Raw genomic sequence first — 16,439 nt, forward strand, 5'->3', positions numbered from 1 at the left:
GACGCTGCCATGCAGCGGCCTGCCGGAAAAAAGCCTTGACCGGCAGGCTGCCCTTTACTCCCCTTTATCATTTTTATTGATACCAGAAACTGCCGCTTCTGTCAAGAGGGGAATGCGGTTTTGCGCAAAAATTCAACCGTGAAAAGGCCAACCGGGAAAATCCGCAGATTTTCCCGGTTGGCAAAATATAAATAATTTTTCCGCTGAAAATGGCCAAAGTGCAACGACGACGACCGCCGCCAGTGGCGGAAACAGGGAGGAGTTGTTGGGGCAGCGGCCAGCAAGACGCAAGCGCCGCCCAAGGCACGATGCGGATGCTGGGTGCCGCAACCCGATAGCGGAGACCATTCCAAACCGTTAATCCACCACCGGTACATCCAGCCCGAACTCCTGCGGGCGGAAGCGGGGACAGACGTTCTCGGTGATGCAGATGACCGAGGCGGCCAGACGGCTGCCGATCTCGCAGGACTCTGCCAGCGTTTTGCCGTAGGTCAGGCCGATGACCGTGCCTGCAAAGAAGGCGTCCCCTGCGCCGGTGGTGTCCATGACATCCACCTTTTTGGCGGGCACGATGCCGCAGTTGCCGTCTGCACAGGCGTATACCGCGCCCTGTCCGCCCATGGTCACCACCATGCTGGGAATGTTGGCGCTGCGCACGTTGCCCGTGAGCACCCGGCACATCTCGTCCGGGGAGAGGTGGTCGTAGTCGTCCGAGAACAGCAGCCCGGCCTCCTGCTGGTTGCAGACGAAACAATCGATCTGCTGCAAAAAATCCCGCCGCTCCATGGCGATGCTCATGTTGGAGACCACGGCAAACACCTTTTTGCCGTACTTTTTGGCGTAGCGCAGGGTCTGCTTCACCGTTTCTTTTTCGAGGTCCAGCTCCAGTGCAATGGAATCGCAGTCTGCAAAAATGGCATCGCCCTGCTCCTGCAGCAGACCGGTCAGCGGGGTGGTGTCCGGCCGCTTGGAGATGGCGGCGTGCACATCGCCATCGTTGTCAAAAATGGCCAGCCATGTGCCCATGCCGTCCGGCACTTTCTGGATAAAGAGGGTGTTGACCTTGTGCCTTGCCAGCTTGTCGATGACGTCCTGTCCCATGCCGGTGTCGTCCACCAGACCCACAAAGGTGGGGCGCAGCTCCACGTTGGCAATATCCTCCACCACGTTGCGGCTCACGCCGCCGTGTACCTGCTCGATGCGTCCGGCGTTGCGCCCGCCCGGGATATAGGTGGAAAGGGGATAGCCCTTGATATCCACAAAAACAGCTCCGATGACTACGATACCCATAAACGATAAACCTTTCTGACTTCAGTTGATTTTACCTGTATTATACAGGAAGCAGAAAAAAGATGCTATCCCTTTGCCGTTTTTTGCGGAAAAATATCTTCCGGGTGGGACGATTGGGAATGCCCGCCGCTTGCGCTTTGGGCATCGTCAGAGGAAAAATTATTTTTATTTTGGATTCCGAAAAGTCTGCGGACTTTTCGGAATCCCTTTTTCACGGAAAGGGGTCGTGACCGGAAGTGGCAGCTTCAAGATTTATTTTTGCATTTTGGAAAGTCTATAATGATTGTTATAGATGCTTTTTCCCGCTACGACCCTCCCGTGAAAAGGCCAATCGGGAAAATCCGCAGATTTTCCCGATTGGCAAATATAAATAGTCTTTCCGCTAAAAATGCCCAGAGCGCAGCGGAGGGCATTCTGAATCAGCCCCTGTCACATCGCCGTGCGGGCGGTGCGCACCAGATACTCCATAGCCTGTACCGGGTACTGCCCGGCGGCGGTCTCGCCGGTGAGCATCAGGCTGGATGCGCCGTCCAGTACGGCGTTGTAGATGTCGTTCACCTCGGCGCGGGTGGGCACCGCCCGGGTGTGCATACTGTCCAGCATCTGGGTTACCACCATAAAGGGTACTCCGGCTGCCCGGCAGGCGGCAGAAAGCTGCTTCTGGCAGCGGGGCAGCTCCCACAGGGGCATCGCGTTGCCAAGGTCGCCCCGGGCAATGACTACCTCGTCCACCAGCGGCAAAAACTCCGGCAGCGCCTGCACGCCCGCAAGGCTTTCAATTTTGGCAAGGATCTTCAGCTGCGGCGCACCGGCCTCTGCCAGCGCCTGCCGCAGGCTGCGGATATCTTCAGCGCCGCGCACAAAGGGCAGCATGACCCCGGTAACGCCGCAACCGGCGGCGATGGCAAGGTTCTCCTTGTCCTCGGTGGTCAGGGTGGGCATCTGGATGTCTGCCCCCGGTGCTGCCAGACTTTTGCGGCTTTGCAGCACGCCGCCCCGCACTACGGTGCACACGAGCGCTTCCGGCTCCACGGCGTCCACCCGCGCCAGCAGCTTGCCGTCATCCAGCAGCAGCTCCTGCCCGGGCTGCACGCTGTGCACCAGCGCGGCAGGGCAGGGGATGCCCTGCGCGCCCAAACGCACGGTCTGCCCGGCGGTCAGGGACAGCGGCTGCGGCAGACGTCCAATGCGCAGTTCCGGCCCCTGCAGGTCGATGAGCAGCTTTTTGACCCCGGCCTTGCGCAGCAGCGCCAGCCAGTCCGCGTGCGCTGCCAGCGGCCCGTGAGAAAGATTCATGCGGATGCCGGTCATGCCGGCTTCCACCATCTGCTGCAAAAGCTTTACATCGGCACAGGCAGGGCCGATGGTTCCGTAAAAATCCATAATTCCTCCTGCAATTCGCGTTTTCTTTCTATTGTAGCATGACCGCGCGGCAAAAGATAGCCCGGCGGCGCATAAAAAAACACCGGAAGCCGATGCAAAGCCTCCGGTGTCTTTTTATGATGCCTTATGGGGTTTACTGCGATACTTTGCACCGCCTGCGTTCAGTACAAAGCTTACAGCTCCCTCTATTTTTAAAGGTTGTACTTAGTTTACAGCATTTCGGGCAGTTCGTCAAGGGCTTTTTCCAGCTTTTGCCGGGAAAAACTGGAATATCACAACATTATCACAACTGCAGCTGGTGGTAGCACGCGCCCTCCATGGTCTTCCAACAGGCGGTGCTTCCCTCCAAGGTCATGTAGCTGTGGGCGGTGTTTTCCTTGGGAATGCTCACGGAGCCGGGGTTTAAGTAAAGGTTCCCCTGCCCGAAGTTTGTCCATGCGGGCACATGGGTGTGACCGTGGAGCAAAATATCCCCCGGGGCAAGGGGCGGCAGATGGTTCAGGTTGAACACATGGCCGTGGGTGACGTAGACCAGCCGCTGCCCCACCGGCAGCACGGCGTAATCCGCCAGCACCGGGAAATTGAGCACCATCTGGTCTACATCGGCGTCGCAGTTGCCCCGCACGCACAGCAGCTTGGGCGCAAGGCTGTTCAGCAGCGGAATCACCTTTTTGGGGGCGTAATCCCGGGGCAGGTCGTTGCGGGGGCCGTGGTAGAGCAGGTCTCCCAAGAACAGCAGGCGGTCGGCCTGCTCCCGTTCAAAGGCCTGCTGCAGCTGCTGCGCATAATAATAGGAGCCGTGCAGGTCTGATGCGATCATCCATTTCATATACAATGCCCTCCCTCAGAGCCGGTTTGCCTTATTGTAGCGCCTGCTGTAAAAATGGTCAAGTAATTACAAAAGTCATACTTTTGCACCAAAACCCCTTGACACGCCGCTGAGGATGTGGTATTCTGCTAGGGTTGCAACCCGCAAATGCGCAGGCTGCATATCGCGGACAGCTGCCGCGATCATAAAAACCGTGTGGATTTTTACAGCAACATTGCTACTTTTCGCCACACAATGACCTTTAAAGGGTCATTGTGTGGCTTTTTTTGCGCCGGAAACCGGCTGCAAGCCGATGCTGTGCCCGCCACATTTTTGCTTTTTACGGATAGCAGGTGAAATTTTTTATGAACGAAACTTTTATGAAGGAGAAGCCGGTGCTGCCGCTGCTGCTCTCGATGGCGCTGCCCAACGTGCTCTCCATGCTGGTAAACAGCCTGTACAACATTGTGGACAGCCTGTTTGTGGCGCGCATCAGCGAGGACGCCATGACCGCGTTAAGTCTGGTGTTCCCCATCCAGAACTTTTCCAACGCCATTGCCATCGGCTTTGGCATCGGCATCAACGCCATGATCGCGCTGTATCTGGGCGCGGGCGACCGCGAAAAGGCCGAGACGGCCGCCACCCACGGCTTTGTGCTCAGCCTTGTGCACGGCGTGGTGATGATGGTGGTCAGCATCGCCATCATGCCCGGCTTTCTGCGCCGCTTTACGCAGGACGAGGCGCTGATCGCCGCCGGCATCACCTACTCCACCATCGTGTTCCTGTTTTTGGTCGTGAACATGGTCTCGCTGGCCTTTGAAAAGATCTTTCAGGCAGTGGGCCGCATGAAGGTGTCCATGGTCGCCTTGATCACCGGCTGCGTGTGCAATATTTTACTGGACCCTGTGCTCATTTTCGGCCTTGGGCCGGTGCCTGCCATGGGCATTGCGGGCGCGGCACTGGCCACCGGCATCGGTCAGGCGCTCAGCGTGGTAGTTTACCTTGTGGTCTATCTGCGCACCGAGCTGCCGGTGCGGCTGCGCCGCCGCTGCCTGCGCCCGGACGCAGCGCTGGACGGCAGACTGTACGCCATCGGCATTCCGGCCATCCTCAATCTGGCGCTGCCCTCGCTGCTGGTCACCTTCCTCAACGGGCTGCTGGCAGCTTTCTCCCAGAGCTATGTGGTGGTGCTGGGCATCTACTATAAATTGCAGACCTTTTTGTACCTGCCCGCCAACGGCTTCGTGCAGGGAATGCGCCCCCTCATCGGCTACAATTACGGCGCGCGGGAGCACGCTCGGGTGAAAAAGCTGTTCCAGCTGACCCTGCTCATGAGCGCAGCCATCATGGCGGCGGGCACGGTGATCTGTCAGTTTGCCTCCGGGCAGCTGATGGGGCTGTTCACCCAGAACCCCGAAACCATCGCCGCCGGGCAGACTGCCTTGCGCATCATCAGCATCGGCTTTGTCATCTCGGCAGTCTCCACCACCGCTTCCGGTGCACTGGAGGGACTGGGCAAGGGCGCAGAATCGCTGGTCATCGCGCTGTGCCGGTATGTTGTTTTCATCATGCCGCTGGCTGCACTGCTGTGTAACTGGCTGGGCGCAGACGGCGTATGGCACGCCTTCTGGCTTACCGAGGTGCTGGCAGCGGCGGTCTCCGGCATCGTCTACCGCCGGGCGGTCACACATAAAAAATAAGAATTTTTGATAGGGGCGTTTCATAACGTCCCTATTTTTCATTGACACTACGGTAAAAGTACGGTAAAATATTCTTCGTGTTTTGACAAAAACTGTCAGTGCGCAAGATATTACAGAGGATGTGGAAGTATATGATCGAGACCATTGCCGCCGTCAATCAGGCGGTGAACAGCTTTATCTGGGGCATCCCCGCCATGGTGTGCATCATTGGCGTGGGGCTGCTGCTCAGTGTCCGCACGGGCTTTTTGCAGATCCGCAAATTCCCCTACGCCATCCGCACCACCGTGGGACGGATGTTCCGCAAGCGGGATGCTTCGGACGGTGCCATGACCCCTTTTCAGGCGGTGTGCACCGCGCTGGCGGGCACGGTGGGCACCGGCAACATTGCCGGTGTGGCGGGCGCTATCGCCATCGGCGGCCCGGGTGCCGTGTTCTGGATGTGGTGCTCTGCGCTGCTGGGGATGTGCACCAAGTTTGCCGAGGTGACGCTGGCTGTGCATTTCCGGGAGCGCAGCGATACCGGCGAGTGGGTGGGCGGCCCGATGTACTATATTAAAAACGGCCTTGGCCGCCGCTGGCAGTTTCTGGCCGTGCTGTACGCACTGTTCGGTGTGCTGACCGTGTTCGGCACCGGCAACGCAACGCAGGTGAACACCATCGTAGCGGCGGTGGATACCGCTCTGCTGGAATACGGGCTGGTGGGCGGCAGCTTTCTGCCCACCCTCAACCTCATCGTGGGTATTCTTGTGGCGGTGCTGGTGGCGCTGGTGCTGCTGGGCGGCATCAAGCGTATTGGCAGCGTAAGCGAGAAGCTGGTGCCCTTTATGGCACTGTTCTACATTGTGCTGTCGGTGGGCGTGGTGGTGCTCAACTTTTCCCGTCTGCCCTATGTGCTGGAATCCATCGTGGCGGGCGCGTTCAACCCCGCTGCCTTTACCGGCGGCACTATTGGCAGCCTGTTCGTCAGTATGCAAAAGGGCGTTTCCCGCGGCATCTTTTCCAACGAGGCCGGTCTTGGCACCGGCTCCATCGCCCATGCCTGCGCCGACACCAAAAAGCCGGTCAAGCAGGGTATGTTCGGCATTTTTGAGGTGTTTGCCGATACCATCGTCATCTGCACCCTGACCGCGCTGGTCATCCTGTGCAGCGGCACCTCGGTCAGCTACGGCGCAGCGGCCGGTGCAGAGCTGACCATCTCCGGCTTTACCACCACCTACGGCGGCTGGGCGTCTATCTTTACCGCTGTGGCGCTGTGCTGCTTTGCCTTTTCCACCATCATCGGCTGGGGTCTGTACGGCTCCCGTTTTCTGGTGTTCCTGTGCAAGAGCAACAAGGTGGCGCGCCCCTTCTTTGTGGTGTATGCTCTGGTAGCCATTCTGGGCGCTACCATGGACCTTGGTCTGCTGTGGAGCATCGCCGACACCTTCAACGGCCTGATGAGCATCCCGAACCTCATTGCATTGCTGCTGCTTTCCGGCACGGTGGTACAGATGACCCGCGCCTTTTTTGAATCGGAAGGGTGAGCGGTATTCCCGTCCATAGTGGACAGAAACGCCGGAACGTGGTATACTGAGAGAAAAACAACGGTGGCTATACACCACAGGAGGTTCTGACGTGGAAAACTTTAACGAATTGCTGCAAAAGTATGCAGATTTTATCGTCCGGGTGGGTGTGAACCCGCAGCCGGGACAGACCCTTATCATCAACTGCCCGCTGGAGGGTGCCCCGCTGGCACGGCTGTGCGTGCGCAGCGCCTACGAAGCCGGTGCGCGGGACGTGCAGGTGAACTGGCAGGATGACGCCGTTACCCGCATCCGCATGGAGCTGGGCAGCGAGGACGCACTGACCGACCACAAGGGCTGGCAGCTGCGCCGCTATCTGGACTACGCCGAGAGCGAGGGCGGCGTGTGCGTGCTGCATCTTATTGCGGACGACCCGGAACTGTTTGCCGGGCTGGACGGCGCTAAGATCAGCCGTGTGAACAGCGCGAACCGCAGCTTTATGCAGCCGTGGCGGGAGTACACCATGAACGACCGGGTGCAGTGGTCCATCGCTGCTCTGCCCGCAGAGCCGTGGGCAAAGAAGATGTTCCCGGAGCTGGACACTGCCGCCGCCATTGAAGCACAGTGGAAGCTCATTTTTGACACCTGCCGTGTGACCGGCGGCGACCCGGTAGGGGAGTGGCAGAAGCATCTGGACCGCCTGAACGAGCTGGGCGCAAAGATGAACGCCCTTGATCTGGAAAGCGTGCATTTTGAAAGCGCCAACGGCACCGACCTGACTGTGGGTCTGGCGGAACAGGCTGTGTGGGAGAGCGCCGGCAGCAAAAACGAGAAGGGCGTGCCCTTTCTGCCCAACATCCCCACCGAGGAGGTGTTCACCGCACCCCATAAGGATAAGGTGGACGGCATCGTTTACGGCACAAAGCCCTACGTCTTTAACGGACAGCTGATCAAAAACTTCCATGTCACCTTCAAGGACGGCAAGGTAGTGGAGCACGGCGCGGACGAGGGCGCAGATCTGCTGGGTCAGCTGCTGGACACCGACGAGGGCGCACGCCACATCGGCGAGGTGGCACTGGTGCCTGCCTCCAGCCCCATCAACCGCAGCGGCAAGCTGTTCTACAACACCCTGTTTGACGAGAACGCCGCCTGCCACATCGCCTTTGGCGACAGCTACCCCGGCACCACCGTGGGCGGCACCGGCCTTTCCAAGGAAGAGCTGGCAGCCCGCGGCATGAACCACTCCTCCCTGCACGAGGATGTGATGGTGGGTGCAGAGGACAGCCGCATCACCGGCAAATGCCGCGATGGCCGCACTGTACAGCTGTTCGAGAACGGTGTCTGGGTGCTGTAAAAAGCCCCAAAGGGCGCGCAACTGCAAAAAAATTGCGAAAATGCTTGCATAAATCGCAAGAGTATGCTATATTCTAGTAGTACGATATAGTTTAACCTGAAACGTGGGCCGCAAGGTCCGCGTTTCTTGTTTGTTTGGAGGTTTTTTATGGCGAAGCAGTCTGGCGGCAACACCGCGCAGAGAGTGGAAGCGCTTGTCCGTCCCACGGTGGAAGGCATGGGTCTGCGCCTGTGGGATGTGGTTTTTGAGAAGGAAGGGCCGGACTGGTATCTTCGCATCCTCATCGACCGGGACGGCACCATGGATACCGACACCTGTGCTGAGGTGTCCCACGCACTGGACCCCATTCTGGACGAAGCGGACCCCATCGACCAGAGCTATTATCTGGAAGTGGGCAGCCCCGGCCTTGGCCGCAAGCTGACCCGCCCGGAGCACTACGAGGTGCTGAAGGGCCAGAAGGTGCGGGCAAAGCTCATCCGCCCCAACGCCGACGGCGTGCGGGAACTGTCCGGCATCCTGACCGGCCGCGAGGGCAGCACCGTGACGCTGGAGACCGAAAACGGCCCTGTGACCTTTGAGGTGAATGCAGTCTCCGGCGTGCAGCTGTGCGACGACGAGGATCTGTTCAACTGAAAATAACCGTCTCTGAGAGAGAAAAGAGAACAAAATATATAGGAGGAACCCGAAAAATGACAGCAGAGAATAAGGACTTTTTTGAAGCGCTCTCCATGCTGGAGCATGAGCGCGGCATCACCGCAGAGTACCTGATCGAAAAGATCAAGGCGGCTATCATCATTGCCGTCAAGAAGAACTATGAGGTCGAGGAGGATCACATCCGGGTGGACATCGACCCCGACACCGGCCGCTTTGACGTGGCACTGATTCAGGACATCGTGGCAGACGAGGACTGGTACGACGAGCACGCCGAGATCGGTGTGACCGAAGCACGCAAGATCCGCAGCAGCTATGAGGTCGGCGACCGCATCATCACCCCGCTCAAGACCCGCGATTTTGGCCGCATTGCCGCCCAGACCGCAAAGCACGTCATCCGTCAGGGCATCCGCGAAGCCGAGCGCAACCAGCAGCTCAGCGAGATCCAGTCCCGCGCACATGATATCGTGCAGGCTACCGTTACCCGCGTGGATACCGAGAAGGGCATCGTTGCGCTGGATCTGGGCAAGGGCGGCGAGGCTGTTCTGCCCCGCAACGAGCAGGTGCCCGGCGAGGTGTACACCGAGGGCGAGACCCTGCAGGTCTACATCGTGGATGTGGTCAGCACCGAGCGCGGCCCCCGCGTGATGATCAGCCGCACCCATCCCGGCCTTGTCAAGCGCCTGTTTGAGCTGGAAGTGCCCGAGATCTTTGACGGCACTGTGGAGGTAAAGGCCATCAGCCGCGAAGCCGGTGCCCGCACCAAGATGGCTGTCTGGTCCAAGGACCCCAACGTCAACCCTGTTTCTGCCTGCATCGGCGAGCACGGTGCCCGTGTGGCTGCTGTTGTGGAAAAGCTGGGCGGTGAGAAGATCGATATCGTCAAGTGGAGCGAGGATATCTCTGAGTTCATCTCCGCAGCCCTGAGCCCCGCCAAGGTGGTCAAGGTGGAGCTGCTGCCCGGCGAGACCCGCTCCTGCCGTGTCACCGTGCCCGACCAGCAGCTGAGTCTGGCCATCGGCAACAAGGGTCAGAACGCCCGCCTGTGCGCCCGCCTGACCGGCTACAACATTGATATCCGTCCCGAGAGCGGCTACTACGGCGAGGACGAAGAGCCCAAGAAGGACGCAGCAGACGCTGAATAAGCCCGGCACCATCTGCCGAAGGAGGGAAACCGGATGGCACAAAAAAAGATCCCTGCCCGCCAGTGCATCGGCTGCATGACCAGCCGCCCCAAAAAGGAGCTGGTGCGCGTGGTGCGCGCACCCAGCGGGGAGATCAGCATTGATCTGGTAGGCAAAAAGCCGGGGCGCGGCGCATATCTCTGCCCGGACCCGGACTGCCTGACCAAGGCAAAGAAGAAAAAGGCGCTGGAGCGCTGCTTTGAGCAGCCGGTCCCCGCCGAGGTATACGACGCGCTGGCTGTACAGCTGGCCGCAGCCGCAAAGGAGGCAGCAGCCGATGGCAAAAAAGAATAACGCTCCCGCAAAACCCAAGCTGCCCCCGGAGGAAGCACTGTATCAGGCCGTGAGCCTGTGCCGCAAGGCCGGTGCGCTGACCATGGGCTTTGACGCCGTGGAGGAGGCCTGCGTAAAAAGCAAGGCGTGGCTGGTGATGACCGCATCGGACATCAGCCCCAAGACCCTGCAGCGTTTGAACTACGCCGTGGGGGACTTAGTGGACGTGTTCACCATGCCGCTGACGCAGGATAAGCTTGCCGATATCAGCCACAAGCCCGTGGCTGTTTACGCGGTGACCGACCGCAACCTCGCAAAGCTCTGCTTCGACCGCCTGTCGGACTGCGGAGCAATCAAAAATGAGGAGGATATGAGCGAATGATCGTAAAATATAAAGTGAGTGACTTTGCAAAGGATCTGAACCTTTCTGCAAAGAAGGTGCTGGACGAGCTGGCTGCTATGGGCAGCACCGGTAAGAAGAACAGCTCCAATCTGGAGGAAAACGAGCTGAACTACCTGCTGGAGAAGTTCAGCAAGGACAACAGCGTGGCAAATCTGGACGAGTTCCTGAACAGCGCCAAGGCTCCCAAGGAGGAGCCCAAGGCTGAGAAGAAGGCTGAGCAGAAGGTCGAAAAGAAGGCTGAGAAGAAGCCCGAGACTCCCAAGGCCGATAAAAAGCCCCAGCAGCCCGCCGCAAAGGCCGAGCAGCCCAAGGCAAACAATAATAACAATAACGGCAAGCACGGCGACAAGAAGCCCGAGCAGCACAAGAAGCGCGAGGAAAAGACCGTTTCCTTCAGCGAGCTGGCACGCGAGACCGGCGCAAAGGCCACCGCTGCCCCCGCACAGGCAGTCTCTGTCCGCCGCGAGGACAATCAGGTCACTGTGGATACCCGCACTGTGGATATGAACGTGGATCGCTTCGATGCCCGTTACGATGATCTGGCCTCTACCAAGAACACCGAGAACCGCCGCAAGCCCACCCCGCAGGGCAACAAGCAGAAGTTCACCCAGCGCGGTCAGCGCCAGCGCCAGCAGTTCCAGAAGGGCAAGCGCGAGACTGAGTTCGAGCGTCTGCAGCGCATCCAGCTGGAGAAGGCCCGCAACGCCCAGCTGAAGGTACTGATCCCCGATGAGATCACCGTGGGCGAGCTGGCTACCCGCCTGAAGCAGCAGGCCGGTAAGGTCATTGCCAAGTTCATGCAGATGGGCGAGATGCACGCCATCAACGATGTGATCGATTTCGACACCGCAGCTCTGCTGGCAGAGGAGTTCCACGCAAAGGTCGAGCACGAGGTGCACGTCACTATCGAGGAGCGCCTGTTCACGCAGGAAGAGGATGCACAGGAGGATCTGGTGGAGCGTCCCCCGGTGGTCTGTGTCATGGGTCACGTTGACCATGGCAAGACCAGTATTCTGGATGCTATCCGCAAGACCAACGTCACCGCAGGCGAGGCCGGCGGCATTACACAGGCCATCGGTGCATATCAGGTCAAGGTCAACGATAGTCTCATTACCTTCCTGGATACCCCGGGCCACGAGGCATTCACCTCCATGCGTGCCCGCGGCGCCAACATGACCGATATCGCCGTTCTGGTGGTTGCTGCCGATGACGGCATCATGCCCCAGACCATCGAGTCCATCAACCACGCCAAGGCTGCAAATGTCAAGCTCATCGTGGCAATGAACAAGATGGATAAGCCCACCGCAAACCCCGAGCGCGTGATGGAAGGCCTGACCAAGTACGGCATCATCACCGAGGACTGGGGCGGCGATGTGGCCTGCATCCCGGTGTCTGCCCTGACCGGCATGGGCATCAACGACCTGCTGGAGCGCATTGCTCTGGAAGCTGAGGTCATGGAGCTGAAGGCAAACCCCAATCGCCGCGCCAAGGGTGCGGTCGTCGAGGCCCGTCTGGACAAGGGCCAGGGCCCCATTGCCACCATTCTGGTGCAGAACGGCACCCTGCACTCCGGCGACGTCATCATTGCCGGTACCGCTGTGGGCCGCGTGCGCACCATGCGCAGCGACAAGGGCCAGCTGCTGACCGATGCCGGCCCCTCTACCCCTGTGGAGATCACCGGCCTGACCGCAGTGCCGGAAGCAGGCGACCTGTTCGAGGCTGTTGAGGACGAGCGTCTGGCCCGTGAGCTGGCCGAACAGCGCGTTGCTGCCGCCAAGGAGAAGCAGTTCTCCTCCTTCCAGAAGGTCACGCTGGATAACCTGTTCAGCCAGATGGCACAGAACGACATGAAGGAGCTGGCCATCGTGGTCAAGGCCGACGTGCAGGGCTCTGCCGAGGCTGTGAAGCAGAGTCTGGAGAAGATCTCCAACGACGAGGTGCGTGTGCGCGTCATCCACGCCGGTGTCGGCGCCATCAGCAAGTCTGACGTCGATCTGGCCGATGCCTCCAACGCCATCATCATCGGCTTCAACGTCCGCCCGGACAATGTGGCCAAGGAAGAAGCCGCTGCCACCAAGGTGGAAATGCGTATGTACCGCGTTATTTACGACGCCATCAACGATGTCACCGATGCTATGAAGGGTATGCTGGCACCCAAGTTCCGCGAGGTTGCTCTGGGCGAGCTGCAGGTGCGTCAGGTGTACAAGATCTCCAACGTGGGCACCGTTGCAGGCTGCCGCGTGACCAGCGGCAAAATCACCCGCGACAGCAAGGTGCGCGTGGTGCGTGACGGCATCGTCATTGCCGAGGACGAGATCGCATCCCTGAAGCGCTTCAAGGATGACGCCAAGGAAGTGGCCGAGGGCTACGAGTGCGGCGTTACCCTGGAGAAGTTTGCGGACGTCAAGGAAGGCGACGTGTACGAAGCCTTCAAGATGGAAGAGTACCGCGACTAAGCAAAAACCGAATATATAACAGCTTCCCGGCAGAAAAGGCTTCCCCCGTCCGGGGGAAGCTGTCGAACGAAGTGAGACTGATGAGGGCGTATCTTTCGCAGGTGTGGAGCGTGCGCCCTCATCCGTCGTTCTGGCAGACAGATGCCGCCTTTCCCCGGGCGGGGAAGGGCTTTGGGAAGCTGCCGACAGAATTTGGAGAAAACTATGTCTCAGAAAAATATGGGCCGTCTTGCGCAGGATATGAAGCGCGAGGTCATTGCCATCATCGGCCGGCTGAAGGACCCGCGGCTGGAGGGCGGTCTGCTGACCGTCACCCGTTTGGACGTGACGCCGGATCTGGATGTGGCAAAGGTGTATGTAAGCGTGATGGGCCGTGCGGACGGCCCCAAGCCCGCAATCGAAGCGCTGAACCGTGCCGCAGGCCATGTGCGCACCGAGGTCAGCAAAAAAATGCACATCCGCAAGGCACCCCGCTTCATCTTTGTGGAGGATGACGGTGCTGCCTACGCCGCCCACATCAACGAGCTGCTGCGCAGCCTGAACGTGAACGGCGAGGAGGAAGCACAGCCTGCCGATACTGAACAGACCGAGGACTGACTGCCTTTGCGGAAAGGATGGATCATTGGATGACAGAACAACTGAATGTGCAGCAGATGGCGCAGCGCCTGCTGGCTGCGGACAACATTTTGATTCTGTGCCACAAAAACCCGGACGGTGACACCATCGGCTGCGGCAGCGCCCTGTACTACGCGCTCAAAGCGTTGGAAAAAACAACGGCGGTGCTCTGCTCCGATACCGTGCCGTCCCGCTACGCCTTTACGAACCCACGGCTGTTCAAGGGTGAGTTCGAGCCCCGCACCGTGATCGCGGTGGACGTGGCAGGCTTGCAGCTGTTTGGCGAAAATAACGGTGTTCCGCAGTTTGCACGCCATGTGGACCTGTGCATCGACCACCACGCTGGCAACAACGGCTATGCCGATTTCACCCTTCTGGATGCCGGTGCCGCTGCGGCAGCAGAGCTGCTGTATCAGGTCATCGTGGAGATGGGCGTGCCCATCACCCCCCACATTGCGGACTGTCTGTACACCGGCATTGCCACCGACACCGGTTGCTTCAAGTTCTCCTCCACCACAGCCAACACCCACACGGTGGCGGCAAAGCTTATTGAAGCCGGCTGTCATGTGGAGGAACTGAACACCCTGCTCTTCGACACCAAGCCCCGTGCCCGCATGGAGGCCGAGCGCATCGCCCGCAACCATCTGGAGTACTATCTGGACGGCCGCTGCGCCCTGATCTACCTGACACGGGACGAGATCCGGCAGAGCGGGGTAGACCCCGCGGATCTGGAGGAGCTGACCAGCCTGCCCATCAGCATTGAGGGGGTCAAGGTGGGTCTGACCCTGCGCCAGCAGCCCGGCGGCAGCTACCGCATCAGCGTGCGCACCGCAAAGGGCGTGGATGCCTGTGCCATCGCACGGCGGCTGGGCGGCGGCGGCCACACCCGCGCAGCGGGCTGTGAGCTGCTGGGCGACCTTGAAAACGCCAAAAATGCGATCCTTGCAGAGGTGGAAGCCGAACTGGACGCACCACAGGAGGAAGCATGATGCAGGGCATCCTGAACGTAGACAAGCCCATGGACTGGACCAGCTTTGACGTGGTGGCAAAGCTGCGCGGCGTGCTGGGCACCCGCAAGCTGGGACACAGCGGTACACTGGACCCCATGGCCACCGGTGTGCTGCCGGTGTTCTGCGGCGGTGCCAGCAAGGCGGTGGACCTGCAGCTGAACCACGACAAGACTTACCGCGCCACCCTGCGCCTGGGTGCACGCACCGATACCGGCGACAGCACCGGCACGGTGCTGGAGACTGCACCCGTCACCGCCGGAGAGAAGGAACTGCTGGCTGTGCTGCCGCAGTTTATCGGCCCGCAGATGCAGGTGCCGCCCATGTACTCGGCGGTCAAGATCAACGGACAACCGCTGTATAAGCTGGCGCGCGAGGGCGTGACCGTGGAGCGCAAGGCGCGCCCTATTGAAATTTACGGCATCGAGTACGGCGGCAGTCCGGCAGAAAACGAGTATGTGCTGACGGTGCGCTGCTCCAAGGGCACCTACATCCGCACACTGCTGGAGGATATCGCCGCCGCCATGGGGCAGAAGGGCACCATGAGCGCTCTGCGCCGCACCGCTGCCGGTCTGTACACCGAAGCAGATGCCCACACGCTGGAGGAAATCCTTGCCGCAAAGGAGCAGGGGAGCGCTGCGCTGGAAGCACTGATGCTGCCGGTGGAAAGCGTGTTCACCCCGTTGCCGCTGCTGGTGGTGGAGCCATGGGTGGAGCAGCATCTGTACAACGGCTGCCCCACCAGCCGCTACCCCGCAGCAGACGGACGCTACCGGGTGCGCAGCGCCGCCGGGCAGTTCCTTGGCCTTGCCAACATTACCGGCGGGGTGCTCCGGGTGGAAAAACTGTTCGTGGAACGTAATTGAGCAATAAAGGAAACAAGACCCATGCAGATCATTTCTCAGTTTGCCCCGCTGCCGCTGACGCAGCCCGAAAAAGGCACCGCCGTGGCTATGGGCTACTTTGACGGCATCCATATCGGCCACCGGGCGGTGATCGAGGGGGCTGTGCAGTGGGCAAAGACCCATGACGCAGCCCCGGCGGTGTTCACCTTCCGCCTGCCGGTGGAAAATAAAATGAAGGGCAAGCGCCTGCTTTCTACCGAGGATAAGCACGCCTTGATCCACAGCCTTGGGGTGGAGTATTACCTCACCCCGGACTTTGAAGCGATCAAAGCGCTGAGCCCGGAGGAGTTCGTGCGCGGCATTGTGGAAAACTGCCACGCCCGGGCGCTGTTCTGCGGCGAAAACTTCACCTTTGGTGCAAAGGCTGCCGGTACGCCGGAGCTGCTGCGCACCCTCTGTGCCCCCCTTGGGGTAGAGGTGGTGGTGGTGCCTATGGCACAGTTTGAGGAAAAGCCGGTGTCCTCCACCCGCATCCGCACCGCGCTGGAGGGCGGGGATATCCCCGCCGCCAACGCCATGCTGGGGATGCCCTATGCCATCCGCTTTGCGGTGCAGCACGGGGCAGGGCTGGGACACACCCTTGGGGTGCCCACCATCAACCAGCTGTACCCGCAGGGCTTCCAGATGCCCCGCAGCGGCATTTATATCACCCGCACCTGCATCAACGGGGTGTGGTATCCCTCGGCCACCGGTCTGGGCAGCCGCCCTACCGTGAACGATGACGCCACCAAGGTGACCTGCGAGACCTTTATCCCGGGCTTTTCCGGCGACTTGTACGGCACCGACCCGGTGGTGGAGTTCCACGCCTACCTGAGCCCCAGCAAAAAGTTTGATACGCTGGACCAGCTGCGGGACTGCATCAACAATGCCGCCCGCCGCGCACAGGAATATTTTGCATAACGCATCAA

At 60.0% G+C, this 16,439-nt stretch carries 15 protein-coding genes; 12 read left to right on the forward strand and 3 right to left on the reverse strand.

The genetic code is table 11. The features are described from left to right. Positions 1-357: 357 nt before the first annotated feature. The 3 genes from C4N24_RS02715 to yfcE form a co-directional block, all read right to left on the reverse strand. Entirely contained in the window at positions 358-1,290 is a 933-nt protein-coding gene (locus C4N24_RS02715) for a carbohydrate kinase family protein (RefSeq protein WP_112090223.1), read from the reverse strand. A gap of 429 nt (positions 1,291-1,719) precedes the next feature. After that, on the reverse strand, positions 1,720-2,673 hold the full coding sequence (gene pyk, locus C4N24_RS02720; protein ID WP_112090224.1) for a pyruvate kinase: 954 nt from the start codon (positions 2,671-2,673) through the stop codon (positions 1,720-1,722). A 283-nt stretch (positions 2,674-2,956) separates the two neighbouring features. Further along, entirely contained in the window at positions 2,957-3,502 is a 546-nt protein-coding gene (yfcE, locus tag C4N24_RS02725; protein ID WP_112090225.1) for a phosphodiesterase, read from the reverse strand. A 344-nt stretch (positions 3,503-3,846) separates the two neighbouring features. Here yfcE and C4N24_RS02730 point away from each other — a divergent pair, with 344 nt between their 5' ends. The 12 genes from C4N24_RS02730 (at position 3,847) to ribF (ending at position 16,431) form a co-directional block, all read left to right on the forward strand. Further along, positions 3,847-5,181 carry an MATE family efflux transporter gene (locus C4N24_RS02730; protein ID WP_112090226.1) on the forward strand — a complete coding sequence of 445 codons (1,335 nt, stop codon included), beginning with the start codon at positions 3,847-3,849 and terminating at the stop codon, positions 5,179-5,181. Between the two features lie 131 nt (positions 5,182-5,312). Continuing rightward, the gene (locus C4N24_RS02735; RefSeq protein ID WP_112090227.1) at positions 5,313-6,704 is read left to right on the forward strand and encodes an alanine/glycine:cation symporter family protein; all 1,392 of its coding nucleotides are present in this window, start codon (positions 5,313-5,315) and stop codon (positions 6,702-6,704) included. A gap of 91 nt (positions 6,705-6,795) precedes the next feature. Next, positions 6,796-8,037, forward strand: a complete 1,242-nt coding sequence (locus C4N24_RS02740) for an aminopeptidase (protein ID WP_112090228.1) — start codon at positions 6,796-6,798, stop codon at positions 8,035-8,037. 147 nt (positions 8,038-8,184) lie between these two features. Then, positions 8,185-8,670, forward strand: coding sequence for a ribosome maturation factor RimP (rimP, locus tag C4N24_RS02745; protein ID WP_112090229.1), 486 nt, complete (start codon positions 8,185-8,187; stop codon positions 8,668-8,670). A 56-nt stretch (positions 8,671-8,726) separates the two neighbouring features. After that, positions 8,727-9,833, forward strand: a complete 1,107-nt coding sequence (gene nusA, locus C4N24_RS02750) for a transcription termination factor NusA (protein WP_097779910.1) — start codon at positions 8,727-8,729, stop codon at positions 9,831-9,833. A 33-nt stretch (positions 9,834-9,866) separates the two neighbouring features. After that, positions 9,867-10,166, forward strand: coding sequence for an RNase P modulator RnpM (gene rnpM, locus C4N24_RS02755; protein WP_005922334.1), 300 nt, complete (start codon positions 9,867-9,869; stop codon positions 10,164-10,166). After that, a complete protein-coding gene (locus C4N24_RS02760; protein ID WP_005922333.1) occupies positions 10,150-10,527 on the forward strand; it encodes a L7Ae/L30e/S12e/Gadd45 family ribosomal protein in 378 nt (125 codons plus the stop codon). Before rnpM ends, C4N24_RS02760 begins: the two co-directional genes overlap by 17 nt. Further along, complete coding sequence (gene infB / locus C4N24_RS02765) at positions 10,524-13,004, forward strand: translation initiation factor IF-2 (RefSeq protein ID WP_112090230.1); 2,481 nt, start codon at positions 10,524-10,526, stop codon at positions 13,002-13,004. The genes C4N24_RS02760 and infB overlap by 4 nt, the downstream gene beginning before the upstream one ends. 204 nt (positions 13,005-13,208) lie before the next feature. Then, entirely contained in the window at positions 13,209-13,601 is a 393-nt protein-coding gene (gene rbfA, locus C4N24_RS02770) for a 30S ribosome-binding factor RbfA (RefSeq protein WP_015538188.1), read from the forward strand. A gap of 17 nt (positions 13,602-13,618) precedes the next feature. Then, entirely contained in the window at positions 13,619-14,608 is a 990-nt protein-coding gene (locus C4N24_RS02775; RefSeq protein ID WP_112090231.1) for a DHH family phosphoesterase, read from the forward strand. Next, positions 14,608-15,492 (forward strand): tRNA pseudouridine(55) synthase TruB, encoded by an 885-nt coding sequence (truB, locus tag C4N24_RS02780; RefSeq protein ID WP_112090232.1) that lies wholly within the window; start codon positions 14,608-14,610, stop codon positions 15,490-15,492. The genes C4N24_RS02775 and truB overlap by 1 nt, the downstream gene beginning before the upstream one ends. 21 nt (positions 15,493-15,513) lie before the next feature. Then, positions 15,514-16,431 (forward strand): riboflavin biosynthesis protein RibF, encoded by a 918-nt coding sequence (gene ribF / locus C4N24_RS02785; RefSeq protein ID WP_112090233.1) that lies wholly within the window; start codon positions 15,514-15,516, stop codon positions 16,429-16,431. Positions 16,432-16,439 lie beyond the last annotated feature (8 nt).

Source organism: Faecalibacterium prausnitzii, assembly GCF_003287405.1.
GTDB lineage: Bacteria > Bacillota > Clostridia > Oscillospirales > Ruminococcaceae > Faecalibacterium > Faecalibacterium intestinale.